The organism is Nitrospira sp. Kam-Ns4a (genome assembly GCF_965152595.1).
Map to the genome: position 1 here is coordinate 2,790,315 of NZ_OZ224218.1, position 24,052 is coordinate 2,814,366.

A 24,052-nucleotide genomic window follows, 5' to 3' on the forward strand; every position below is an offset into this window, starting at 1 on the left:
CCCCTCCGCGAGCGAGAATCGGCACATCAATGGTCGTGACCGCACCCGCTGCCCTCGGAGCCCGGCATCGCCCGCGGGGCCGGGATGTTGGTGATGTTCAACGGCGTCGGATCGGGTCTAGAGACGCCGACCTCGCCGGACCGAGCCGCAAACGAGGACAGGATGCGCCGGATCGGAGCCCCGCACTCTCGGCAAGCCGTCAGGGCCGGCTCCGTGATCCGCTGGAGATACTCCTTCCGGCGCGAGCAGGACTCCTCCCGCCGGCACTGGTCCGCGACGTACTCGTAGATCGGCATGGTCCTCCCTGCCTGGAGTTCGCGCTCCGGAAGCAGCCTGCATCGGGTTGGAAGAAGTTACTTCTGCGTGGATGCGCTGGCCGGAGCGACCTGGTCGGCGATGTGAAATCGCATGGTCCCGACCTTGTTCACCGCGTGGAACGGCTGTTGCCCTAGGGGTGTGACGTAGATGTGCACCTGGTAGGTTCCCTTTTTCCACCCGTCGGCTGGCTTTTTCAGCTCGAGGAAGCCATACCGCTCGTGGCCGGGCACCTCCAGCGTGTCGCGGCCCACCGGCTGCTCGGGAATGTTCCCCTGCTCGTCCTCCAGAAACCACTGCGCGCTGAACTGCGCGGGGTCTTCCAGCGGAGCCACTTCGAACACGATGTAGACGGCGGGCGTGTCAGGGGTAAAGACCGTCGTCGGCTCAATCGGCTTGAGGCGGGGATCCTGGGTGTACCACCCCTTGCGGCCGAAGCTGTCCCACTCGACCTCGTACCCCTTGGCAGCCTTGATCCAGACGAAGATGGACTGAGGGACGCCGCGGCGCTGCTCGTCGAACGATGGCGCTTTGGTGGGCTCGAACTCCGTGACGCTCTGCTCCTTGGGTGCCAACAGTTCCTTGGCCTGCACCCGGTCCGTCTGAACAGCCAGGAACCCAGCGACCACTGCCATGAGCCCATTGAGCAGGATGCCGTGCCGCCTGGTCGGACCATCGGTGCGGTGGCTCATCGCTCACCTCCTGGCCTGCGCTCGATCCATGTCAGCTCACAATCGCCGGTTTAGTTGTTAGCCTACTCCAACGGTCCCATGAATTCAACTCGCCGTCCCCCCGACGCCTGACGGCGAGGCCGGTCGTTGCCCTGGCCCTCTGGTATAATGCGCCCGGTCCGCATCCGATCGCAACGGAGGCACCGTCTCCGCTCGACAGACGGCCCTCCGCGTGGAGCGCCTCGTTCGGAGGAGTGCCGCAGCGGCGGGCGGGCTGCCGTCGCGCTTGAATGGCATAGGGAATGAGTGTGGTGTCGGAACAGACGGGCCCGGGCTTCCCACCAGGTGATCGGCAGGACTCGCGCTGGAAGCGGAGCCGCCGGTATGGAATCCGCGAGGGCGCCTTGCAGGCAGCAGCCCAGGGAGGCGGTGAGTCCTTCCTCTCGGCCTTTGCCTTGCTGCTGCACGCCTCTCCCTTCCAGATCGGCTTGCTGTCGGCCCTTCCCCAGCTCATCGGCACCTGGTCCCAGTTGCTCTCGGTCAAGGTCCTGGCGCGTCTCTCTTGCCGTCGACCGCTTATCCTGGCCGGCGCCGCAGGCCAAGCCATCATCTGGGTGCCGCTGTTCCTGCTTCCCTGGCTGTTTCCAACCCAGGGGCCGTGGATCCTCGTCGCCTGCGTGCTGGCCTACGTGGCAGCAGGCCACCTGGGCGTGCCGGCTCTGTCCAGTCTGCTTACCGACCTCGTCGCAGCGGACCGGCGAGGGGCCTATTTTGCACGTCGGGCGAAGGTCATGGCCGTGGCCAGCTTCTGCGCGCTCTGCGGGGCCGGGCTGGTGCTCCATTGGGCCCAGACGCGGGACGTTCCCTGGCTCGGATTCGCGTTGATTTTCCTGGGAGCCTCCACGGCCAGGGCCCTTTCCGTCTCCCTGCTCGCCCGCATTGATGAATCGGTCCTGCCTACGTCGAGGGAAGCGGAGATCCACCTGCTCGAATTCCTCCGGCACGAGCGGAGCGCTGATTTTCAGCGCTTCCTGCTCTTCTCCGGACTCATGCACCTGTGCGTCTTGATTGCCGGGCCCTTCTTCGTCATCTACCTGTTGAGAGATCTGCACCTGACCTATGTGCAATACGCCGTGTGGCTGGCAGCCGGGACGCTGGGCCAGTTCCTCACGCTGAAGCCCTGGGGACGAATCAGCGACCGGTACGGGAATAAGAAGCTCTTGACCGCGACCGGCTTGCTGGTGCCGTTTCTGCCGATGCTCTATTTACTCGGCACCAGCTTCCTGTTCTTGGTCGCCGTGAACTTCGTGGGCGGGGTCATCTGGGCGGGACTGCTCCTAGGGCTGCAAAACTACGTCTTTGATGCGGTCAGGGCGGAAGATCGGGCCAAGGGAGTGGCCGTCTGGAACGCAGTGAACGCGGGAGGCTGGTTCGCGGGCGCCATGCTGGGAGGTTGGCTCGCCTCCTGGCTCCCCGGCGCGATCATCCTGCCCGGTGTTGAGCTGCGCTTCGTCTCGAATCTGCCGCTGGTCTTCTTTATCTCAGGCCTGCTCCGCCTGGGGGTCTCCGCCTGCTTGCTGCGGACCTTTGGGGAGCCACGGCCGGTCGAGCCCATCTCGCATCGCCGGCTCTTCCGGGAGCTGCCGCTCGTCAAGCCACTCAGCGACGCCTGGACTGTTCGGACGCGCCCTCGCACAGGCGGGCGGAGCTCCGAAGTTACCGATGCTGCACCGGGCTCGCCGGGCCCCTAACCGACTCGCGCTCCTCCTGCTGCATCTTGTCGAAGAATCGGTCGGAGTCGCTCCGGATCTCATTGACGGATCGAGGCGGCGGCTCCTTGGACTCCGACGCACACCCCAAGACCGACCCCCATCCCAGCAGCGCTGCGGAGTACGCGAGCGCCCTGAGCCCGACGATCCACGCTTGTCTCCCTGCTGCTGCCTGTCGTTCCATGCGTCTTCCCTTTCGTCGGTCCAGCCTTCGGTCGCCGCTCCGAAGACTCCCCCGTCAGCGGAACGCCCGCCACAGGTCGGCGGCGGTCCGATCCACGCCCCGATCCAGCGCCGCTCGGATCAACGGCTGCACGCGGGACTCACTGAAGAACAGAGACGACCGCGGATCCACGCCCTCCACCTGGGCCACCACCACGTTATAGAACACCACCTCCGCGCTCTCGACCATGATGATCTTGCTGGTAAACAAGAACGGTGGAAGATCTCCGGAATACTTCGCGAAGACCCGATCCCGGAGGTTCGGCCCTTCGATCCGGTACAGCAGGACACCGTCCGCCCCCAGGAAACGGCCGAGGCGGACGGCGGTCCGATCCGAAACCCGTCCGCCCATCTGCAGCCGCTGCTCGTCCAGCAAGGCCGACAGATCGGAGCGTTCCACGATCTGCAGCGACGGACGCTGCGTCTTCAGGAGAAAGGTCGCACCGGCAAGACGGAGATAGGCCGCTGCCACATCGCGATCCGTGGTGTGGGGATATACGACTGCCAGGCGCGCGATGTGCTCGGGGATCCGGGATGCGGGCGAGAGACTGCTTGTCACGTTCGCCGAGGGCTCCGCCCGCGGCTCCCAGAGCTGACATCCCTGGAACAGGCAGCTCAGCGCGACCCCAACCGCAGTGAGAGCCAGTTGCTTCTCTCCCGCCATGGTCCGCCCTCGGCGAGCGCCCGGCCAACGCGAGTGTTTCGTTTGTATCCTACCGCAGCGGTCCACCAAAAGCCATGGCCGCATTCCGCCCGCTTGACTCCTGCTTTCGGCGGCGTCTATGCTCGCATCCCTGTGGAACGGCACCCGGACTCCAGGGGGAGGAGACCCGATGTCGCTTCATGACCGATTGTCCGAGGACCTGAAAACCGCGACGAAGGCGAAAGACCAAGTGCGGATGGACGTCATCCGGATGATCAAAGCCGCCATCCTGAACAAGGAACTGGAGCTGAAGAAGCACCTGGATGATGCAGAGATGAGCCGCGTCATGGCCACCTTGGTGAAGCAGCGCAGGGAAGCGGCCGACCAGTACCAGAAAGCCAACCGGACCGACCTCGCCGCACGGGAGCTGCGGGAGATCGTGATCATCGAGGGCTATCTGCCCAAGGCACCGTCTTCGGAGGAGATCGCCCAGGTCGTCGAGGCTATCCTGCGCGAGACCGGCGCGAGAACGTTGAAGGACATGGGCTCCGTCATGAAGCAGGCCATGGCAAGGCTCGCCGGCCAGGCGGTGGACGGCACGCAGGTCAGCGAGCTCGTGCGGGCCAGACTGCAATCGGCGGAGCAGGCAGGAGACAGCCGGCCCGGAGGCGCATGAGCGCCGGATAAGACGGACGGTGGTGACGGGCTGTTGGCGAGGAGGGTCGCGGTGAGGCCACGAGCTTGGCTGGCGAGCTTGGCTCCCCTCGCCCTGGCATCGGGGCTGGTCTCGGAAGGGACCCTCGCCGAGGTGCCGGTAGACGAGCTTGCAGACCTGACCGGCCGTGCCAGCGCCGTCGTCACGCTAAAGGCCCATGATAACTTCTCCAACGAATTCACCTTCGACGTGAGGGTCCGGAACCACACCGCGAGCGCCCTCGAGGCCGCCAACCTGGTGCTCGTTTTGGACCACGCGACTGACCTCTCCGGCAAGAACACCATGAACCGGGTCGAGGCTGTGGGACAGGATGGACAGACCCGGGACGGTAAGCCGTTCCTAAAACCATGGAAAACCATTCCACAGCACGTCACCCGAACGGCGCTGATGACGATTCGCGTGCAGGAATTCCACCTGCACTCGCCGGTAGGATCGCTGCCGGCGCCTTGCCGGACCGTCCGGCAGGTGACCGACAGGATCGAGCCATGCCCGACCAGCGAGGCGCTGCCAGCGCCGCTTCCTTCCTGGCGACCTGCCGCCAGAACGACCAGACGTGCTTGTCCCGATTCCTCACGGGTAGGGAGAAGGCGACCTGGTCGCTCATGCGGCGGTTTGGCCGCTCGGAATACTTCAGAGCCCGCCGCGCGAGGCACAACGCTGCGGCCTGGTGAGTCGAAAGCCCATAACGGCGGGCGAATTTGTGCCGACCGATGACCGAGGTGTAGGCGGGATTGACCTCCAGCACCTCCAGACCCGCATCATGAGCACGGGCCTTGAGGATGGCGAGGATGCGGGCGTAGGACAGCGCCGAGAGCATCCGGCGATAGCGGACACCGTTGCCCTCGAGCTGCGCCTTCTTCCGGGCGAACGCCAGCCGCTCGAAGGCCAGGGGCTTGTGTGTTCCCCGGGCGAATGCCATCACCTGCTTGACGGCTTCGCCGATGCGCGCTTGGGCCTGTTCTCGGCTGCACCCGTACGTGACCAGCGGGATCTTCGCCGTGGCGCACGGATTCCCATGCCGGTCGGTTTCGGTTACAGCCAGATGGTCGTTGTTGAGGTCAAGCCCGATCACACCGAGCCGCCGATCGCTTTGGAGCCTGACGGGCAGGACTCCGGTGGAGATGAATACACGCCAGCCTTTGGCATCACGAACAAAGCGGTAGCTGATCGCCTGTTGCCGGGCGAGCGCCGCCACCACATGCTCAGTCCCATACGGCAGCGTCGCCTCAACGCGCAGGAATTTCTCTCCCCCGTTGGCCGCGATGACAGCGTCCGGCAGACGCAGCCGGAAGGCAAAACGGCCATGGCCCAGGTATTCCGCCACACACCCCTGGCACCCGGCGGTCTCGTCCTTCGATCCCAGGACGAAGAACTGGCTCGCACGGGCACGTCGCCACGCGGTGCGCCATTCATCCAGAGACGCGTAGCCATGCTCCTTCAGATGGAACTGGGCCCGGAACAGCGGCCGGCTGCCAAAACAGATCCGGACCCGGTCATGGGCGTGATCGTCCTCCAGGCGAGCCAAGCGGTGCCGGAGGATGGCCAGGCGGCGCTTCTTCTGATGGATCCGTTTGGCCAGGCACGCGCGCTGCGTAGCATCGGTCTCTTCGCGGTGGCGTCTGTCCAGCGCAGCCAGCCGCTTTTCGGCCGTGTTGATGCGTGTCCGGGCTTCCTGGATCAGTCCCTTGCGGCGTTCCTTGATCGAGGACACCATGCCCTTCAGCGTATGGCAGATCGCATTGAACTGCCGGGCGGTCAGGCCAAAACGCTGGAGATAGGCGGGCTTCAAGGACTCCGGGCTCTCGCCCCGTGCCATAGCGGCAAACAGCGTGCGCTGCACGTGGCCATACAGTTCGGCATAGGCCCCGAGCAGGCTGTCCGCCTTCGGCGGGATGACCAGGCGGGTTTGATACGTGCGTTGAGCTGCCACCTATCCGCCCTCCCTGCAGGCCGCGATCAGGTTCTTGGCCCGATTCTTGGCCGAGCGGCGTCCATACAGACGGGCGCAGAACGAAGTCAGCACCGCGATCATGTCCTGCACCAGGTCGTCCTGAAGCTCAGACTCGTCTACCACCAACACGCGTGCCCCGCGGGCAGTCAGGGCCGCTTCCACGTACTCCGCTCCAAAGCGCATCAACCGGTCCCGGTGTTCCACAATGATGGTTTTGACCCTGGGATCGGCCAGAAGGTGCATCAGCTTCTTTCGATGGCCGTTCAGACCGGAGCCGATTTCAGTGACCGTCCGGCTTACCGACAGCCCTCGGGCATTCGCGTATTCCAGGCAACGGGCCACTTGTCCATCCAGATGGGGGCGCTGATCACTGCTGGAAACACGGGCATAGATCACGGCGATGCCGTTATCTTCTGATGCCTCCTGAACGATGATCGTCCCACTCGGCAACTGTCTGGCGGGGATAGGCAGCTTGCCGAGCCGAAACCAGTTCCAGACCGTGCGGTAGCTGACGCCTTGTTTCTTCGCCCAATCGCTTAATTTCATGCTTCATAGAGCAGCATGTATTTCTATAGTATTCTAGACAACACGAGAACTGTTGCAACCCTATTTTCGGGTTCCCGGACCCATGCTCGCGCCTTACGGCGAAAGCGGGGCTGTGACCGTGCGCCTCAGGAACCCCGACTACGTGGCGCTTTGGACTCCATCCTTCCGTGTCCTTGGGACCGCACAGCCGGACCCCGGCCTGCAGGCGGCAGACGCCCTCGATCGGCTCATCCAGCTCCTGATCAAAAAGGGCCTGCTGACCGAAGAGGAGTGGACCGAGGCGGTCCAGCCAACCAGCCCCGACCGGTGACGCGCGAAAGAGGACCGGGCCGCCCCCCTGGAGTCTGGCGGACTCGCTTTCTGTCCAATTCAAACCCATTCCCGTACGGAATCACCCTTCCTCTAACACGCCTCCACACATTTGAGGCATTGAGTATCTGCATAACGCTTTCTACCCTACACCGCTCCAGGCATATCAACGGCGATGTTCCAACACCCTGCCTGGCAACCCGATCGTCACACCGGAGGCCCGGGCTGGCCGATCACCTCGCGCGCCACCGTCGGCCCGGACGCGGAGTCAGCCAGGCCCAGTCCATCCGCTTGGCGGCGGTGACCGTGGTGCCCCTGTGGTCCTCGTTCAGTGGAGGACGCGTCAGCGATGGGCCTGACCCGGAGCGACAGTCAGGGAGTCCACTACGGACAGGTGCCGGAAATCCTTTCTCCGGAACAGCCTGCTCCTCCAGTCCCAGTCGTGGCTTCCACAGTCTCGATCGGGCTGATCTCGACCGTGCTCCTGTTGGCCGCGCTCCTTGAGATGGCCAGGCGCCGGCGCCGCCAGCGCGAACGCAGCGGCTCACGCGACACCGCCAAGGATCTCCAGCCGCTCTTGGCACATCAGACGCCCACCCAGGCCATGGAGGAGAACCGCTGGTGCCCCGGTTGGTGGAACCTCCCGGGGACAGCCCCGTCGCCCAAATCAGACACGCATCTCGCTGAAGAAGCCCTGCAGGAGTCAGAGTTGCGGTTCCGGTCGGTCTTCTTTTCGGCCATTGACGCCATCGTGCTCGCCGACGGAGACGGTTGCATCATCTCCTGGAACCAGGGCGCCGCCACGATGTTCGGCTACCGGGAGGACGAGATCCTGGGATGCCCGCTCACCTTGCTCATGCCGGAACGTTACCGGCAGCGGCACCTGCAAGGCCTGGCGCGGCTGCGTGCCACGGGCATAGCTCCGCTTCTCGGCCGTACCCTGGAGTTCCACGGGTTGCGGAAGGATGGCATGGAATTTCCCTTGGAGCTGTCCTTGGCGACCTGGAGGGTCGGCGCCCGGGCTTTTTACAGCGGGATCATGCGAGACATCACCGAGCGCAAGCGCGCGGAGGAGCGCCTGGGGAAGATCAACGACTGCTTTCTGCACTTCACCACTGAGTTTGATCAGAACATCGCGCGTGTGACCGCGCTCTGCGGGGAACTCCTGGGAGCGAGCGGCGCGTGCTACGTGCGGCTGGACCGTGGCGTCCTCCACGAACGCGCGCAGTGGGGCTTTCCGGCATCGGCCGTGCGCCAAGGAACGCCGGAGGGCCAGGCCATCGAGCAGGTCATCCGGCGGGGAGGAGACCGCGCGGTCGTGCGCCAGGTTGCGGAACCCCAGACAGACAACGGGTCCGAGCCCCAAGGCCCCACCTGGCAGTCCTGGATCGGGGTGGCGGTCAAGCTTGGGCAGCAAGCTGTCGGCTGCTTATGCGTCCGCTCTGTGAAGCCGCTCGCGCCTTCCGAAGCGGATGAACGCCTCATGGGCATCCTTGCCTCGGCGATCGGCCTCGAAGAGGAGCGGAAACTGACCCAGGGCACCTTGCGCGAGCGCGAGCGGCAGTTGCGGCAGATCAACGAGGAGCGCGAGCGGTTGGCGCGCGACCTCCACGACGGCATCATTCAGTCCGTGTACGCCATCGGGCTCAGCCTGACCGAGTGCCGCCGATGCCTGCTTCCGAAGGACCCTGAGAAGGCCTTGGTTCGCCTGGATGGGGCCATCACGGACTTGAATGCGGTGATCCGCGAGGTCCGGTCCTACCTCCCTGGACTCACGCTGAAGACCGGAGCGGTTCCTGATCTCGAGACCGGACTCGCGAGCCTGCTTCGGACCCTGAACCGGGCTCCGTCGCCACGCTTTCGCTCGGAGATTGATCCTCAGGCGGCCGCCCAGGTGACGCCGGACCAGGGCTACCATCTCCTGCAGATCGTGCGGGAGGCCCTGAGCAACAGCCTCCGGCACGCCTACGCCACAACGGGCACGGTGTCCCTTCGGCTGGGATGCGACTGCATCCGGCTCGAAGTGCGGGACGACGGCGTGGGGTTCGACGCCGAGGCGTGCCAACAACGCGGTCATGGGCTGCACAACATCCAGACTCGCGCCCGCAAGCTCGGCGCTCAGGTCGAGATCGCCTCGGCGCCCGGCGCCGGGACCAGGATCTCTGTCGAGGTCCCCGTGGGAGGCTGGCATGGCGCCCCCTAGGAGCGAGCCGATCCGCGTGCTCCTCGTGGACGACCACGAGGTGGTGCGGAGCGGCCTGCGAATGCTCCTCAATCGGAGCGGCCGCATTGAGGTCGTGGGTGAGGTCGGCACGGTGCTGGCCGCCGGCCCCGCAGCCGTCCGCCTGAAGCCCGATGTCGTGCTCATGGATATCTGCCTGCCGGACGGGAGCGGCGTCGAGGCCTGCCGCGAAATTCGCGCCGCCTGTCCGGCCACCCGGATCCTTTTTCTGTCGTCGTTCCTCGACGACGAGGCTGCCATCGAGACCGCCCGGGCCGGAGGTGATGGGTATCTTCTGAAGGAAATCAGCGAAGAGGTACTCATTGGCGCGGTCGAGATGGTCGCCCGGGGCCAGTCCATCCTGGCGCCGGCGGTCAGAGGGCTGGTCCAGGAGCAGATGCGGCGCGCGGAGGGAATCGAGACCCAAGCCGATCGGGTCATCGTCACTTCGCAGGAGCAGCGCATCCTCGCGCTCGTTGCGCGAGGGCAAACCAACAAGCAGATCGCGGTGGCTTTGGGGCTGAGCGACAAAACCGTCCGGAATTACCTCAGCAGCATCTTCCAGAAACTGCACGTCTCGCGCCGCGCCGAAGCCGCAGCTCAGTATGCCCAGCTCCTCATCCGGCGCAAGAACATACCCGATCTCACTAAGTAGCCACTCCTTCTCTTCGCCTGATCCATCCCGCTCCCTCGCTGCAGGTTGAGACATTGTTCCTGGCCGTGATGGGCAGATGACCCCTACCGCCGACCCCGCGCGCTGCGCCAGAGTGGACCTCGCGCAAGCTCTACGTACCAAGTTCATCCGGGTCGCGGGGAAACGAAGGGGATAAGGAGCAGCGCTCCTCCCCCTTTGCACCGCCGCCAGTGCCAGTCATGCGAAGGAAGGCCGCCCCTACACGGCATCACCGCAGAGGGCGCGGGAACATGACCGGTGCATCGGTCACACACGGTTTAGCATCCCCCTAAACAGATGGGCCTCAAAGTGGGCCATGAATACGCCTGATTCTATTTAGTGTATTGTACTCATCCTGTACTTAAGGGAGGGTTAGGCGCCTGGCTTGGCCTTGCATGACCGTGGACCGGAGCGGTCCATCAGGCTGCACCGCCACAGCGGATTGGACCAAACCGGATAAGGCTGAGGTGGCGGCGTACCCATTCACTACCGAACGAGGGAGGTCGACCGTGAAACGGCTCTCGCAGACGATCGGCTGGCGGGCAGGCTTGGTGGGGCTCGTCTGGATTGGGTCGGCCTTCGCCGGGCCCAGCCTGGGGCTCAAGGACGAGGGAGTCGGCATGTACACCGACGCTTCGGTGGCCAACCAGGTCTCCACCTTCACCCTCACTCGGGCTCTGATCAGTTGCGGCGTGGGGACGGTGAACGCCGGCGGGGACTTCGGCCCCTTTGAGATGCTCATGTTTTCGCTCAGCATTGACAGTTACGCCGTCAAGCGAGACGTCCCCAGAACCATCACGGCCACCGGCAAGATGCGCTCGATCACCCGCGTGGCCGGCCAGATCGTCGAGGACACCGACGGCACCGGTCTCAATCCTCCTCCGCACGACTACATAGCCATCGGCCAGGACAAAGATTCCCCCCAAGCGGATCGGTTCGACATTCACGTCGCCACGCCGTTCTGGAACACCGGCAATCCCTTGTGTACCCCCTCGGCAATTGTCGCCGGCGGGTGCCGATTCGGCGGCGCGGTGTTCCTGGGAAATGTCGTGGTGTCGAGCAGCAAGCAGTTCTAGCCAGCCGCCGTTCGGGATCGCGAGGGCAACCGAATAGGGAACGCACCCGGAGACGGGGACCCCTTCCGAGAGAGGGATGACCATGAAGCGGGCTACCGCCGCGGCCGCGTTGGCGGCCTCCTTGTACATCGTCTTTACCGTCTTCGCCCATGAGCCGCATGTCACGCAAACGATTGGAGACCGGCCGGTGCTGCCCGGTCACATCAACCACGACGACATCGTGGCCGGCAGGCTCAGCTTCGCCCAGATCTTCGCCGCCGGGAAGCTGCTCTTCGAGGCTCCGTTCAACAAGCTGGACGGCCAGGGCCGACCGGCAGCCACCGGCAACGGCAAGCCGACCCTGCGCACTCCGGTCACCGATCCGGAGATCGCGATGATCCGCACCTCGGCCCCGGACTCCAACGCCTGCGCTGGCTGCCACGTCCAGCCCCGGGCCGGCGGCGCCGGAGACTTCGTGGCCAACGTGTTCGTACTCGCCCAGGTCCTGGACCTCGTCACCTTCTCGGTTGCGCGGGAGTTCAGTAACGAGCGCAACACCCTCGGCATGATGGGGGCCGGGCCGATCGAGCTCCTGGGACGCGAGATGACCCAGGACCTCTTCGCCATCGCTGCGGCCGCCAAACGGAAGGCTGCCATGACACGGCACGACACGACCTTGCCGCTGGTCTCCAAGGGCGTGAGCTTCGGCGCGATCACCGCCCGGCCTGATGGCACCCTCGATACCTCTCAGGTAGAGGGCGTGGATGGGGATCTGATCATCAAGCCCTTTCACCAGAAGGGGGCTGTCCGCTCGATCCGCGAGTTCAGCGTCAACGCGATGAACCACCATCACGGGATGCAGGCCGTCGAGCGGTTCGGGATGGCGGAGACGGGCACCCGCGACTTCGATCAGGACGGCGTGGAGGATGAGCTGTCGGTCGGGGACATCACGGCCGTCACGATCTTTCAAGCGGCCCTGAGCACTCCAGGGCGCGTCCTTCCGAGCGACCCGCTGCTGCGCAAGGCGATTGAGCGCGGCGAGAAACGGTTCGGTCAACTGGGCTGCGCCTCGTGTCATATCCCGGCTTTGATCCTCAACAATCCGGTCTTCTGCGAGCCCAACGGACTCAACCCCAATGGCACCTTTTCGGACACTTCGAAGTCCGTTTGCTTCGACCTCACTCAGACCGGGGAGCAACCGCGCCTCGAGCGCCTCGCCGACGGGCGCGCCGTGGTGCGGGCCTATACCGACCTCAAGCGCCACAAGATCTGCGACGACACCCTCCCGCACTTCTGCAATGAGAAGGTCATGCAGGCCGGCATCCCGCTGGACCAGTTCATCACACGGAAGCTCTGGGACGTCGGCAATTCGGCGCCGTATGGACACCGCGGGGATCTGACCACGATCACGGAGGCCATCATGGCGCACGGCGGGGAGGCCCGGAAAGCGCGGGACAAGTTCGCGTCGCTGTCACCGGACGATCAGGCCGAGGTGGTGGAGTTCCTGAAGACCCTGCAGGTCCTGCCGCCGGGCGCGCCGTTGGTGGTGAGCCAGTAGCCGTGAACGACCACGGGCCGGCCCCGGTCACGCGCGGGCCGGGCTCAGCCCGCGCAGAGCCTCCTGTGGGATTGCGACTCAGAGCGTGGGGGCACGTTCGACCTATTCGTAGCCACAGAATTTTCACATCTACTTTTACCTGCCTGAACTCCCTATCCCCCGTCACCGATTCCGCTTTGCGGGACTTGGCTAAGGCTGCGGAGAAACAATCCGCGTACGACATTTTCTTGGTTGCCTTGAACTCTGCGGCTGCTTCGTGAGGTCCACATCAGCCGAAATGATCTGAACCGGCGCGGATTCTGCTTGCGCCCTTCGTGAACCAGCCCTCCTATCGACGGTGCCCACCTCCAACGCGATCACCACCGCCAGCGTCAACCCAACGCCCGGCAGCGTCATCAGGAGCTCCATCTCGGGCGTGGTCGCAAACACGGTCTGGATACGGGCCTCAAGCCGGTCCACGTGGTCATCGAGCGTCGCCACCCGGGCCAACAGCCGCTCGGTCGTGTAGCGGGTATGCACGGGCAACCACGTCAGCCGCTCCCGCAGAAGGGCTTGCCCACGGACCCCAAACAGATCGCTCACCTCGGGGACGCTCACCGCATCTTTGGCCAACGTCGCGTGAATCCGATTCTTCAGCTGCATCCGCTGGTGTACCAGGACCATCCGCGTCCGCGCAGATCGCGCTGGTCGCGCAACACCCCCGGTGGGATCCAGACGGTCGGCAGGGTGCCCGTGCGCTGCAGTCGAGTCAGCCCGTGCGCGTCCAGCTTGTCCGTGTTGTTGACCATGCCCATCATGAGCTTCGCCTTGCGGGCGTGCACCAGCTGCGGCAGCATCCCAGCGGCCTCAATCTCCTCCACAATCCAATACCAATTCCCGATGGTCTCCACGGCGACCGGGGATTCCCGCTCACACGCTTGCAAAAAGGTCTGCCACGCGCCCCGTGCGTGGGGGATCCGCGTCTCTCGGGCAGACCCACCGGTCGCAGGTTCCACAGACGCCAACGTGTAGTGCTGATGCGAGTCAAACGCGATAGACTGCATCCTGCGCCTCCCTCCTGCGGCTTCGCCGCGGTTGAGTCCCGAACGTAGGATACCACCTGCGTGAGGGAGGCGCGCACGTTCATACCATCACACCTATTGACAAGATCTCCCCTTCTTCCGGAGCTGCGGCAAAGCTCGCGGGCGTGCCGCGGGTGGTGTTCCTCACGAAGCTCGCCGACTACGGTGGGGACACGTTTCGCCTGACCGAGGAGCAGCTTGCACGCGAGACCCGCCTTGCCTGAAATCATCTGGAACACCTCCCCGATTCAATATCTCTATCAGTTGGGCCTGCTGCACATCCTTCCTGCTCTCGCCCGCCCTATCACAGTCCCCCCAGCCGTCCTTGAAGAGATCAATGTCGGACGGAAGCTGGGCCTCAATCTGCCGGACCTCGCCGCACTGGACTGGATCACGACGCGACGGCCGGTGAGCTTCGCCGCGCTGCCATTGGCGACCGATCTGGGGCCCGGTGAGGCAGAGGTCCTCGCGCTGACCCCTGAAACGAAGGACGCGATTGCGGTTCTAGATGACGCCCTGGCCTGTCAGGTGGCCGAGACTCTTCGGTTGCCATTGACCGGGACGCTCGGACTGATGCTGGACGCCAAGCGCCACGGTCTGATCCCGACCGTCGGTCCCTTCCTTGAGCAGCTCGATGCCCTTGGCTTCCGACTGGCCTCACGCACTCGCGCAGCTGTGCTGAAACTGGCCGGGGAGCGCCGGGGGTCCCTGATCCCCTTCCTGGCTAACCGGTTCGGCGGGGCAGCGCGACACAGGGAAGAAGGGGCCCTGTTCACGCTGTGGCAGCGCGCTCGCACAGGTTGAGCGGCAGGGGAATCACTGGCTCGAACCGCTGGCGCAGTTCGTCCGCGCGGCTCACCAGGCCTATTCCGCGGCTTCCACGGAGAATCTCGACTCGCTCAAGGAGTGGACGATCCGGATTGGCTCGAACCTTCGGCTGGCGGGCCGAACCGTGCGGCTGGATTACGAAAACCCCTGGCGGCTCGTGGCCGCCAGGGGCAAACATGACGTTTGGTGGAGGGCACGGGAGTCGAACCCGCGACCCCGACGTTGCGAACGTCGTGCTCTCCCAACTGAGCTAGCCCCCCACCTATCCTCTTAGCTCATTCACAGGCCGCGGCGTTCTCCCATCCGACGTTCGCTAACCCTGTTCACAGGCCACGAAGTCTCACACCGAAAACGGTGGCGGCCCATTGATCTTAGCTCATACTGACGCGCCGGCGATCGGACAACGCAAGACGCGGCGGCCTCACCGACTCGGCCGTGCGCACAACGGTGGCGCTCGTTATTCTTCGCACCGTGCGCTCGCTAATCCAGTTCTCAGGCAGTGACGCTCCGCGCCGAACTAGGGGCGGAGCCCACTCATTGCATAAAATGCCAAGCGCCAGTGATGTTCCCGCGGGTTGGGCCCAGCGGAATTGCCGGGGCGATGCCGCCGCGGAGGAGACGGGGAGGAAGACCGGCGCTTGGGCAGGTCTCAAAGGCCAGGGCATTATACACGACTTGCCCGCAGGACTCCACGGGAAGTTAATTCGTCGCGTCCGCGAGCCCCCACTCCTGGAGGGCCCGTTCGTCGAGGATGCGCAGGAAGCGCGGCCGCAGCACCAGATCGAAGACCTCGCCCTTGTCGGGAAACAGCTCCAGAATCTCGTCGCGGGTCCGCTCGATGAGCGCCAACGCCTCTTGTCGGCTCAGCGGCGTGTGGGCCAGCCGGTAGGTCGTGAGATCCACGCGGAGACGAAGCCGGAGCATACGGATCTGCTCTTCCCGAATCTCCTGCGAGATGGCCATGACGGACACAAGCCACTACGGATTGATCAAGGCGGCGGCCGTCGGCCCCGTTGGGCCGACGACGTGCACGCGCCGCCCTTCTACGCTCAGGCGGCCTTCGACGTATAACTGGATCGCCCGCGGGTAGATCCGATGCTCCTCGGCCAGGATACGCGCGGACAGGGTCTCCGCGGTATCGTCCTCCAGCACAGGCACGGCCGCCTGTATGATGATGGGCCCTTCGTCCACCCCTTCCGTCACGAAATGCACGGTGCAGCCAGCCACCTTCACGCCCCAGTCCAGCGCCTGCTTCTGCCCATCCAGGCCCGGGAAGGCCGGCAACAGTGACGGATGGATGTTCATCATCCGGTTCGCATAGGCCTCGATCAGGACGGGCGTGACGATCCGCATGTACCCGGCCAGGATGACCAGCTCGACTTCGTGCTTGCGCAGCACCTCCAGCGCCGCGCGGTCATAGGCTTCCCGGGCCTCGCGCTTATCCGCCAGGGCCGTGTACGGCTTGGGATCGAGGAAGACCGCAGGAAGCCCATGCCGCCGGGCCCGCTCCAATGCCGGTGCGTCAGCCCTGTTGCTGAGCACCACCGCGATCCGCGCCCGCAGCGACCCCGCCTCGATCGCGTCAATGACCGCCTGCAGGTTCGATCCGCGCCCGGACGCGAGCACACCCAGGCGAACGGTCCGATCCGAGTCAGCCAGCGACATACTCCACCCGCGTGGCGCCAGGCCCGGCCGCAATTGCCTCACCGATGGGGTATGCCCGGTCGCCAAGTTCGGCGGCCCGGCCGATCAGGCGATCCACGTCCTCCGGTGCGACGACGAGCACAAGGCCAATGCCCATGTTGAAGACCCGATACATTTCCTCCTCGTCCACGCGACCGACCTTCTGGACCACCCGGAAGATGGGCGGCACCGGCCACGCCCCGCGCGTGATCCGTGCCCCGCAGCCCTGGGGGAAAATACGCGGCAGGTTCTCCGTGAGCCCGCCGCCGGTGATGTGAGCGATCCCCTTGATCGGAAATTCGGCGGCCAGGGCGAGGATCTGCTTGGCGTAGATGCGGGTCGGCGTCAGCAGCACCTCGCCGAGCGGACGGTCCAGATCCGAGATCCGACTCGCGACGGTGAAGCCGCCGTCCTGGAACAACACCCGTCGCACCAACGAGTAGCCGTTGCTATGCAAGCCGGTCGAAGCCAGCCCGACCAGCACGTCGCCGGGCCGGACCCTCGCGCCGTCAATGATCTTGGGCCGATCCACGACCCCGACGGCGAAGCCCGCAAGGTCGTATTCGCCCTCGGCGTAGCACGACGGCATCTCCGCGGTCTCCCCGCCCAGGAGCGCGCATCCCGCCTGGCGGCAGCCCTCGACGATTCCCTTGACGACGGCCTCGGCCTTCTCCACGGTCAGCTTGCCCGTCGCGAAGTAGTCCAGGAAGAACAGCGGCTCGGCTCCGCTCACCGCAATGTCGTTGACGCACATGGCGACCAGATCCACGCCGACCGTGTCATGCCGATCCATGAGAAAGGCGATCTTGAGCTTGGTCCCCACCCCGTCGGTGCCCGACACCAGGACGGGATTGGTGAAGCGGCCGGCTGGAAACCGGAAGAGCCCGCCAAAGCCGCCGAGATCGGTCAGTACCTCGGGCCGGAACGTCGCACGGACCAGGGGCGTGATCCGGCGGACGAGCTCGTTGCCGGCATCAATGTCCACCCCCGCTTGTTTATAGGTCGCCATGCGGGTGGCATCTTAGAGTGGGACATGGCCCGCGGTCAATGGCCGGTCGCGGAGATCACTGCGAACGACGCGACCTATGGCCCCCCCTACCGCGCCAGCTCGACCAGGGTCTCCAGGTGGGTGGTCTGGGGGAACATGTCGAAGGGTTGGATCCGGGCCACCCGATAGCCGCCGGCGCACAGCCGGGCGAGGTCGCGCGCGAGCGTCGGCGCATCGCAGGAGAGATAGAGGAGCCGCGGCGCCGCGATCCGGACCAGATGTGGCAGGCAGTCCTGTCCGAGCCCGGTCCGCGGCGGATCCACGAGCACCACGTCATAGTCGCCGGGTTCGACCGTTGCCAGCATCGCCTCGGCGCGGAGCGGCCGGAACCGGCAGCGGCCGACATGGTTGCGCTTGGCGGCATGTCTCGCGTCGGCTAAGGCGTAGGGATTCGCCTCGACCTCCGTCACCAGCGCACCCGCGCGCGCTAGCGGCAACCCCAAGGTCCCGATGCCGCCGTACAGCTCGAGCACGCGCAGCCGCTCGCCGGAGCCCACCCAGGCTGCGACGGTCCGCGCAATCGTCTCGTACAGCCGCCAGTTGGCCTGCATGAACGACCGGTCGCCGATCCGGAAGATCAACTCCCCCAACCGATCCGCGATCCAATCGTCCCCCTGCACCCACCGTCGGCCCGGTCCAGCCACCACCACCTGACCCGTGACCCCGGGCAGATTCTCAAACAGCGCGAAGACCTCGTACGCTTGGGGCCGCTCCGCACGCCCGGTTCGGCAGATCACCAGAACGGACCCAAAGGTCGTGGATCGTCGGATCTCGATGGACTCCAGCCGGAGCGGCAGTCTTTTCTGATGAGCCAGTCGCTCGCCGACCGCAGCCGCCACTGCCCGAAGGGCGTCGGGGATCAGCAGGCACGAAGCCGCCTCGACCGGGTCGTGCGTCCCTTCGCGGTGAAAGCCCAGGCGGAACCCGTGCCGATCCTTAAAGACGACAAACCGCACTGTGCTGCGGTAGCCGTACGGCTCCGGCGAGGCCACCACCGGCGGAATCTCGCCGACGTGCAGCTTGGCGACCCGCGCGAGCGCCTCGGCCAGCATCTCCCGTTTCCAATAGAGTTGCGTCTCGTACCGGACGTGCTGGAGCTGACACCCGCCGCAGGTCCGATACACCGGACAGGGCGGCGCCACACGATCCGCCGAGGCGACCCGGACCTCCTCCATCTCGCCTTCGCGGTAGCCCTTGTGCTGCGTGACCTCGCCGACCGACACCGTTTCGCCCGGCAGCGCCCCGCGGACGAACAGCACCTGCGAGCCCTCGTGGGCCAATCCCCGCCCGCCCTGGACGAGCTTCTCGATCGTGACGGTCAGCGGCGCGTCGGCCATGGCTTCACCGATCCTCTCCGGAATTGTCAAGGGGCTGAGTCTACCCGTTGGCGCGGCGCAATGTGGCCTTTCCTTCATCCCGGGCGGTCCCCGAGCGCGCCACAGGGGCCGGGCACGAGACCCTCGCCGGTTGGGTGCCGGAGCCGATCGTCCACCGGCGAGCCGGGCTGCCGGTCGGATGGAACGGACGCACACGGCGGTTCCCGAGATCGCGGGAACATGCGTGTAGCGGGCTGGAAGGCACCGTGAGCCGTTCCGATGGTCCGATGAGGCGAGCGGCCAACAGGACGACACAGAGCGGCTGACCAGGTGCAACGCATGATGTCGGGAACCCGCGATCGTGCGCCGTTCGTCGGCCGAGCCTTTCCCCTCACCCTTCGGGGCGGAGCTCGATATTGAGCAGCTTGATCTTCCGGTGGAGGTGGCTGCGCTCGATCTTCAGGTCGTCGGCCGTGCGCGAGACGTTCCAGCCGTGCTCCCGCAGCTTGCGGGAGATGTACTCGCGCTCGAACGCGTTGCGCGCATCGCGGAGGGAGGCGAACGACTTTGCCGCGAGCGGGGTCGCGGCCGCCGCGACCGGCGCCACCGCGGCAGCCGGCCGCGCCCGCAGGAACAGCCCGACATGGGAGGCATCAATGATCTGGCCGGGCACCAGAATGAGGAGCCGCTCGATCAGATTCCGGAGCTCGCGGATGTTGCCGGGCCAGTCGTGGGCCTGGAGCGCCTCCACCGCCTCCGGTGTGATCTCCTTCATCTTGAGCCCCTGCTCCTCCGCATTCAGGCGCAGAAAGTGCCGCACCAGGAGCGGGATGTCTTCCTTCCGGTCCCGGAGCGGCGGCACCGTGATCGGCAGCACGTTCAGGCGGTAGAACAGGTCGTCGCGGAAATTGCCCTTCTCGATCTCCTTCGGCAGGTCCTTGTTCGAGGCCGCGATCACCCGGACGTCCACCTTGATGAGCTTAGTGCCGCCCACCCGGTTGAACTGCTGCTCCTGGAGGGCCCGCAGGACCTTCGCCTGCGTGTTCAGGCTCATGTCGCCGATCTCGTCTAGGAACAGCGTCCCACCGTCCGCCAGCTCGAACTGCCCGCGCTTCATCGCCGTGGCGCCGCTGAAGGCGCCTTTCTCGTGCCCGAACAGCTCGCTCTCGATCAGCGTGTCCGGGATCGCCGCGCAGTTCACCGCCACGAAGGGCTTGTCGCGGCGCGGGCTGTGCAGATGGATCGCGCGGGCGACCAGTTCCTTGCCGGTCCCGTTCTCGCCGGAGATCAACACGCGGCCGTTGGTCGGGCCCGCTGTCTCGATCAGTTGCCGCAGCCGCTGCATGGCCGGGGATAAGCCGACCAGCTCGAAGTGGCGCTCGACCCTCGTCCGGAGGCTGAGGTTTTCCTCCTGCAGCCGGTGCTGGTCGAGCGCGTGGCGGACGCGCAACGTGACGTTCTCGAGCGAGAGCGGTTTCTCGATGTAATCGTAGGCCCCCAGCTTGATCGCCTTGACCGCGGTCTCGATGGAGCCGTGCCCGGACATCATCACCACCTGGACCCGCGGCGCGAGCTCCCGCAGCCGCTTGAGCGTCTCGAGCCCATCCATCTCCGGCATCCAGATGTCCAGCAGGACCAGGTCGGGCGGCTCGGTGGCGACCAGCTTGAGCGCCTCGTTCCCGCTCTTGGCCACGGCCACCTCGTAGCCCTCGTCCTCGAGGATCTTGCTGAGGGAATTCAGGATTCCCGGCTCGTCGTCCACGATCAGAATCGTCTCAGCCATCTGTCCCTCTATGGCGCGCGGCAAAGGGCAAGGGGCCAGCGGCAGGCATGGCCATCAGCCCGCCCCCTCGCCTCGTGCCTCTTGCCTCCCGCCCTATCACGCGGGCAGTTCGAAGGTGAAGACCGCGCCTTTGGGCTGGTTGTTGGCCGCCCGAATGTGGCCGTCGTGATCCGTGATGATCCGGTGCACGATGGCCAGCCCGAGCCCGGTCCCCGTCCGTTTCCGCGAGAAATAGGGCATGAACAGCTTCTCCTCGTCCTCGGGATTGATCCCGACGCCCTCGTCGGCCACGCTCACGACGGCGCGGCGTCGCTTGGCGTCGAGCGCCGTCGTGACCCACAGGCGGCCCTTCTGGTTCATCGCCTGAATCGCGTTGTCGAACAGGTTGACGAACACGCGCTTCATCTGCTCCCGATCAATGTTCAGCAGCGGCAGCCGCTCGTCGAGAGCGAGGATGAACTCGACCTCCCGGTGGGCGCCGCTATACAGCGCCACCACCTCGCGCAGGACCTCGTGGAGCGACTGGCGCGCCATCTGCGGGGCGGGCATCCGGGCGAACTTGGAAAACTCGTCCACCATCCGCTTGAGGCTACTCACCTCGTTGATGATCACCTCGGTGGCTTCGTCGAAGATGGCCTGGAAGTCCGGCGCCTTCTCGAAGAACTTCTTCCGCAGGCGCTGCGCCGAGAGCTGGATGGGCGTCAAGGGGTTCTTGATCTCGTGCGCGATGCGCTGGGCTACTTCCTGCCAGGCGGCCACCTTCTGCGCCTTGATCAGCTCGGAGAGGTCCTCGAACACGAGCACGAACCCCAGATCCCGCCCCGCCTCGTTCCGCATCCGGGAGACGTTCAGGCCGATCGTGAGGTACTTCCCCTGGACCTCCACCATGCCCTCGGTCGAGAAGGTCTCGAGCCCGTCCGCCGAGATGCGGTCGTAGGCGGTCTGGAAGAGATCCAGCCCCAGCTCCTTGAACACGTCACTGACCGGCCGTCCGCGCACCCGATCGCCCCACACCCCGAGAATGCGCTCGGCCGAAGGGTTGCACGTCGTGATGACGCCAGCGCGGTCGATCGAGAGCAGCCCGGAGGCGATCGTGTCCACGACGGCCTCCGTGTAGGCGCGGCGGGCTTCCAGCTCCAGGTTGGACTGGCGCAGCTCGATGTTGGCCGCTTCCAGATTCGATTTGCTGTTGCGGAGGTCCTCGGTCATCCGGTTGAAGGAGTCCACAAGGACGCCGATCTCGTCCGTCGCCTTCACGTTAATCTTCACGTCCAGGTCGCCCTGGGCGATCGCCTCGGTCGCCTCGGCGAGCCGCTGGATCGGCACCGTGATGCCCCGCGCGACGTAGAAGCCGAACCAGGTCGCACCGAACAGGATCAGGACCGTGATCACCGCGACGAACAGATAGGCCCCGGCCTTAATCGGGTTCCGCAGAGCCTTGACCTGCCGGTATTCCGTGTACTGCCGCGCGATGCCCTCCATCTTGGCCAGCAGGGACTCGGGCATGTAGGCGTCCACGATGACGACGCCGTCCACCTCGCCGGGCACCGCGCTGGAGGCGATCGGGACACCGACGCGGATCAGACGCCCGTTCTGCGCTTCCTGAACCGAGGTCAATTCCTGCCGGCCCTTCAGCACCTGCAGCACGAGCTGGCCGCTCGGCAAATCAAGCACGGTGCCGGGGACCTCGGGGTTCACCGCCCGCGTGAGCGTCTCCAGCTTCGACGAGAAGACCTCCACCCCGGCCAGGCCGTGCTCGGCCCGCTTGCGGGCCATCGCGGCGATGAGCAACTCGCGTTGCTCCGGAATCAGGAGGTCTTCGCGGAAGATCTCCCGGCTGATCGCGCGCGCGCTGCTGACGGCCAGCTCGACGAGGCCCTCGTGGTGCATCCGGGCCACTTCGTGCGAATCCTTGAGCACCTGCTCGACTTGCTCGTTGAACCAGACGTCCACCGCCTTATTGACGAGCCCGCTCGCCACAAAGGCCAGCAGGACGGTCGGGATCAGGGCGAACCCAATGAAGGCGGCGACCAGCTTGGCTCGGAACCCGGACCCGATCAGCCGATGACGGCGCTCGAAATAAGCCTTGATCAGGCTCCGGGATAGGAGCAGCGTGAGCACGACGAACCCGATGAGGTCCAGGTTCACCAGCAGAAGGACCAGCGCGTAGCTGGGACTGGGGATGAGGGAATCGGACCCGGTGCCGCCGGGCCCCGCGTATTGCGAGTAATACAGGGTCAGGGCTAGACAGGGCACGAGCAGGAGCAGGACGATCCAGACCGGGCGCAGGTGGAGCCGCCGGCGCTCGGGCTCGCTGACGGACTCCGCGGCGCGGCGTGGCGGAGCCTCCTTCACGCCGTCGCCCGCCTGAGCGGACCGTCGGAGGACGGCCGGAGGCCGGCCGCCCGGCTCGACGGGATCGGGGTAATCCGGCATTACTCCATCCCTCTCTATCGCGGCGAGCGACTCATTGCCGCGAGCCACGTGGCGTCGAACTCGGCGTAGCGCTCCCCAAAGACCTGCTCGAACGCCGCACCGAACGCGGGCGCCGCTGGCAACGTTTCCAGGAGCCGCCGAACGCGGTCCAGCCCGTAGCGGGCGATCAGACACCGCGTCGCTTCCACGCTTTCGGCATAGGCCACCCTGGCGGACCGAGGCGGGAGATCCAGCAGCGACCCATGGAGCACCGTGAGCGACATGAGTTCCTCCGGAGACCGGGCCAGCACAGCCCGCCCACCGCCCGCGCCTTCCATGAGCAGCGCCAGCCCCTCATCCAGCCAGGCAGGGGCGCGCCCCCCGCTCAGGCGATGGACGAGCGCATGGGTATATTCGTGCGCGAGTGTGGAATCCGGCGACGCCGCTCCCACGTCCACCGGCAGGTGGATCCGGCCGTCAAACACCCCCTGCGCCCAGACCGGCCCGGCGATCAGCTCCCTGAACCGCCGCTCCGGATACAGGAAGACCGCGATCCGCTCGGTCGGGAAATACCCGAGACGCCGGCCCACCCGGTGATAGAGCGCCTCCAACCGATCCACGACCGACCCCGCCGCCCGGCGGTCGGGCGGCCCCTGGTAGTGCACGACGAAGTGTGCGCTGTAGAGCCGGTCGGTAGCGGCCGCGAGCGCGCGCATGTGCCGCGCGGCTGCGAGCTGCTCCTGAATCTCTACGTCATTCGGGTCCTGCCGCCGGGCGGTCTCCAGGTGGCCGACCGCCGCGGCAGCGTCGCCGCGACCAGAGAGAAGCTCCCCGAGCAGCTTGTGCCCGGGAGTAAGCCCGTCCTTCAGGGCGATCGCTCGTTCCAGCGACGCGATGGCCTGGTCGTCCCGGGAGAGTCGGTGCTGGGTGACGGCGAGCCCGAGCCACGCCATCGGATCGCCGGGACGGTGCTCCGTCACCGCCTGGAACTCCTCCAGCGCCCGCTGGACGTCACCGGCCTGAAAGGCCAGCCACGCCGAACCAGACGACCTGTTCGGCTCTGCAGTCGTCCGAGCCGGTCCTCCCTTCCCGTCAGCCGACAGCGCCGCCGGCGCGGCAGCCAGCCCGACCACCAAGCCCGCGACGCCGGCGAGGTACCCTGACCGCACCAAGGCGGTCTGCACCCGGAACACCCTGCCAAGCAATGTGCCCGCCATGGATCCTCGTCGGTGCGTGAGGGACTGGCTATTTGCACGCCGGTCCGGCGCCG

The 24,052-nt window shown here is 65.8% G+C and carries 23 protein-coding genes, 1 tRNA gene and 1 pseudogene; 9 read left to right on the forward strand and 16 right to left on the reverse strand.

What is annotated here, in order from left to right; translation table 11 throughout:
• Positions 1-26: 26 nt before the first annotated feature.
• Positions 27-296, reverse strand: coding sequence for an FmdB family zinc ribbon protein (locus ACWHYQ_RS13955; RefSeq protein WP_447972725.1), 270 nt, complete (start codon positions 294-296; stop codon positions 27-29).
• A 57-nt stretch (positions 297-353) separates the two neighbouring features.
• A complete protein-coding gene (locus ACWHYQ_RS13960; RefSeq protein WP_447972726.1) occupies positions 354-1,007 on the reverse strand; it encodes a hypothetical protein in 654 nt (217 codons plus the stop codon).
• Between the two features lie 290 nt (positions 1,008-1,297).
• On the opposite strand from ACWHYQ_RS13960, the gene ACWHYQ_RS13965 reads away from it, so the two are divergent.
• Entirely contained in the window at positions 1,298-2,737 is a 1,440-nt protein-coding gene (locus tag ACWHYQ_RS13965) for an MFS transporter (RefSeq protein ID WP_447972727.1), read from the forward strand.
• A gap of 256 nt (positions 2,738-2,993) precedes the next feature.
• Here the strand turns inward: ACWHYQ_RS13965 and ACWHYQ_RS13970 are convergent, their stop codons facing one another.
• A complete protein-coding gene (locus tag ACWHYQ_RS13970) occupies positions 2,994-3,641 on the reverse strand; it encodes a hypothetical protein (RefSeq protein ID WP_447972728.1) in 648 nt (215 codons plus the stop codon).
• Between the two features lie 169 nt (positions 3,642-3,810).
• Here ACWHYQ_RS13970 and ACWHYQ_RS13975 point away from each other — a divergent pair, with 169 nt between their 5' ends.
• Positions 3,811-4,296 (forward strand): GatB/YqeY domain-containing protein, encoded by a 486-nt coding sequence (locus ACWHYQ_RS13975; RefSeq protein WP_447972729.1) that lies wholly within the window; start codon positions 3,811-3,813, stop codon positions 4,294-4,296.
• Between the two features lie 409 nt (positions 4,297-4,705).
• Here the strand turns inward: ACWHYQ_RS13975 and ACWHYQ_RS13980 are convergent, their stop codons facing one another.
• Both ACWHYQ_RS13980 and ACWHYQ_RS13985 read right to left on the reverse strand, forming a co-directional pair.
• Positions 4,706-6,265 carry an IS200/IS605 family accessory protein TnpB-related protein gene (locus tag ACWHYQ_RS13980; RefSeq protein ID WP_447972730.1) on the reverse strand — a complete coding sequence of 520 codons (1,560 nt, stop codon included), beginning with the start codon at positions 6,263-6,265 and terminating at the stop codon, positions 4,706-4,708.
• Positions 6,266-6,832 (reverse strand): IS607 family transposase, encoded by a 567-nt coding sequence (locus tag ACWHYQ_RS13985; protein WP_447972731.1) that lies wholly within the window; start codon positions 6,830-6,832, stop codon positions 6,266-6,268. It lies immediately after the preceding gene.
• Between the two features lie 52 nt (positions 6,833-6,884).
• On the opposite strand from ACWHYQ_RS13985, the gene ACWHYQ_RS13990 reads away from it, so the two are divergent.
• The 5 genes and pseudogenes from ACWHYQ_RS13990 to ACWHYQ_RS14010 all read left to right on the forward strand — a co-directional run.
• A complete protein-coding gene (locus tag ACWHYQ_RS13990) occupies positions 6,885-7,142 on the forward strand; it encodes a hypothetical protein (RefSeq protein ID WP_447972732.1) in 258 nt (85 codons plus the stop codon).
• A 348-nt stretch (positions 7,143-7,490) separates the two neighbouring features.
• The gene (locus ACWHYQ_RS13995) at positions 7,491-9,344 is read left to right on the forward strand and encodes a PAS domain S-box protein (RefSeq protein WP_447972733.1); all 1,854 of its coding nucleotides are present in this window, start codon (positions 7,491-7,493) and stop codon (positions 9,342-9,344) included.
• Positions 9,331-10,017 carry a response regulator transcription factor gene (locus ACWHYQ_RS14000; RefSeq protein ID WP_447972734.1) on the forward strand — a complete coding sequence of 229 codons (687 nt, stop codon included), beginning with the start codon at positions 9,331-9,333 and terminating at the stop codon, positions 10,015-10,017. The genes ACWHYQ_RS13995 and ACWHYQ_RS14000 overlap by 14 nt, the downstream gene beginning before the upstream one ends.
• A 527-nt stretch (positions 10,018-10,544) precedes the next feature.
• A complete protein-coding gene (locus tag ACWHYQ_RS14005) occupies positions 10,545-11,111 on the forward strand; it encodes a hypothetical protein (RefSeq protein WP_447972735.1) in 567 nt (188 codons plus the stop codon).
• Between the two features lie 1,288 nt (positions 11,112-12,399).
• Positions 12,400-12,594, forward strand: a pseudogene (locus ACWHYQ_RS14010) (di-heme oxidoredictase family protein); the annotation flags it as partial.
• Here the strand turns inward: ACWHYQ_RS14010 and ACWHYQ_RS14015 are convergent.
• Genes ACWHYQ_RS14015 through ACWHYQ_RS14025 form a run of 3 tightly spaced genes read right to left on the reverse strand, consistent with a single transcriptional unit; the run spans position 12,509 to position 13,484 of the window.
• Positions 12,509-12,871 (reverse strand): hypothetical protein, encoded by a 363-nt coding sequence (locus ACWHYQ_RS14015; RefSeq protein ID WP_447972736.1) that lies wholly within the window; start codon positions 12,869-12,871, stop codon positions 12,509-12,511. The pseudogene ACWHYQ_RS14010 and the gene ACWHYQ_RS14015 sit on opposite strands and share 86 nt — an antisense overlap.
• Entirely contained in the window at positions 12,838-13,260 is a 423-nt protein-coding gene (locus ACWHYQ_RS14020; protein WP_447972737.1) for a hypothetical protein, read from the reverse strand. Before ACWHYQ_RS14020 ends, ACWHYQ_RS14015 begins: the two co-directional genes overlap by 34 nt.
• Before the next feature lie 20 nt (positions 13,261-13,280).
• Positions 13,281-13,484, reverse strand: coding sequence for a hypothetical protein (locus tag ACWHYQ_RS14025; protein WP_447972738.1), 204 nt, complete (start codon positions 13,482-13,484; stop codon positions 13,281-13,283).
• A 311-nt stretch (positions 13,485-13,795) separates the two neighbouring features.
• Between ACWHYQ_RS14025 and ACWHYQ_RS14030 the strand changes: the two genes are divergently transcribed.
• A complete protein-coding gene (locus tag ACWHYQ_RS14030; protein WP_447975569.1) occupies positions 13,796-13,933 on the forward strand; it encodes a UPF0175 family protein in 138 nt (45 codons plus the stop codon).
• Positions 13,926-14,513, forward strand: a complete 588-nt coding sequence (locus tag ACWHYQ_RS14035; RefSeq protein WP_447972739.1) for a DUF3368 domain-containing protein — start codon at positions 13,926-13,928, stop codon at positions 14,511-14,513. The genes ACWHYQ_RS14030 and ACWHYQ_RS14035 overlap by 8 nt, the downstream gene beginning before the upstream one ends.
• A gap of 208 nt (positions 14,514-14,721) precedes the next feature.
• Here the strand turns inward: ACWHYQ_RS14035 and ACWHYQ_RS14040 are convergent.
• From ACWHYQ_RS14040 to ACWHYQ_RS14075, 8 genes are all read right to left on the reverse strand, one after another.
• Positions 14,722-14,797, reverse strand: a tRNA-Ala gene (locus tag ACWHYQ_RS14040).
• Between the two features lie 439 nt (positions 14,798-15,236).
• Positions 15,237-15,500 carry a hypothetical protein gene (locus ACWHYQ_RS14045; RefSeq protein WP_447972740.1) on the reverse strand — a complete coding sequence of 88 codons (264 nt, stop codon included), beginning with the start codon at positions 15,498-15,500 and terminating at the stop codon, positions 15,237-15,239.
• A gap of 15 nt (positions 15,501-15,515) precedes the next feature.
• Positions 15,516-16,202: a phosphoribosylglycinamide formyltransferase gene (gene purN / locus ACWHYQ_RS14050; RefSeq protein ID WP_447972741.1), complete on the reverse strand. Its 687-nt coding sequence runs from the start codon at positions 16,200-16,202 to the stop codon at positions 15,516-15,518.
• Entirely contained in the window at positions 16,189-17,229 is a 1,041-nt protein-coding gene (purM, locus tag ACWHYQ_RS14055) for a phosphoribosylformylglycinamidine cyclo-ligase (RefSeq protein WP_447972742.1), read from the reverse strand. The genes purN and purM overlap by 14 nt, the downstream gene beginning before the upstream one ends.
• Before the next feature lie 86 nt (positions 17,230-17,315).
• Complete coding sequence (gene rlmD, locus ACWHYQ_RS14060; protein WP_447972743.1) at positions 17,316-18,605, reverse strand: 23S rRNA (uracil(1939)-C(5))-methyltransferase RlmD; 1,290 nt, start codon at positions 18,603-18,605, stop codon at positions 17,316-17,318.
• Between the two features lie 370 nt (positions 18,606-18,975).
• A complete protein-coding gene (locus tag ACWHYQ_RS14065) occupies positions 18,976-20,367 on the reverse strand; it encodes a sigma-54-dependent transcriptional regulator (RefSeq protein ID WP_447972744.1) in 1,392 nt (463 codons plus the stop codon).
• Between the two features lie 96 nt (positions 20,368-20,463).
• Positions 20,464-22,803, reverse strand: coding sequence for an ATP-binding protein (locus ACWHYQ_RS14070; protein ID WP_447972745.1), 2,340 nt, complete (start codon positions 22,801-22,803; stop codon positions 20,464-20,466).
• 14 nt (positions 22,804-22,817) lie between these two features.
• Positions 22,818-23,999 (reverse strand): tetratricopeptide repeat protein, encoded by a 1,182-nt coding sequence (locus ACWHYQ_RS14075; RefSeq protein WP_447972746.1) that lies wholly within the window; start codon positions 23,997-23,999, stop codon positions 22,818-22,820.
• Positions 24,000-24,052 lie beyond the last annotated feature (53 nt).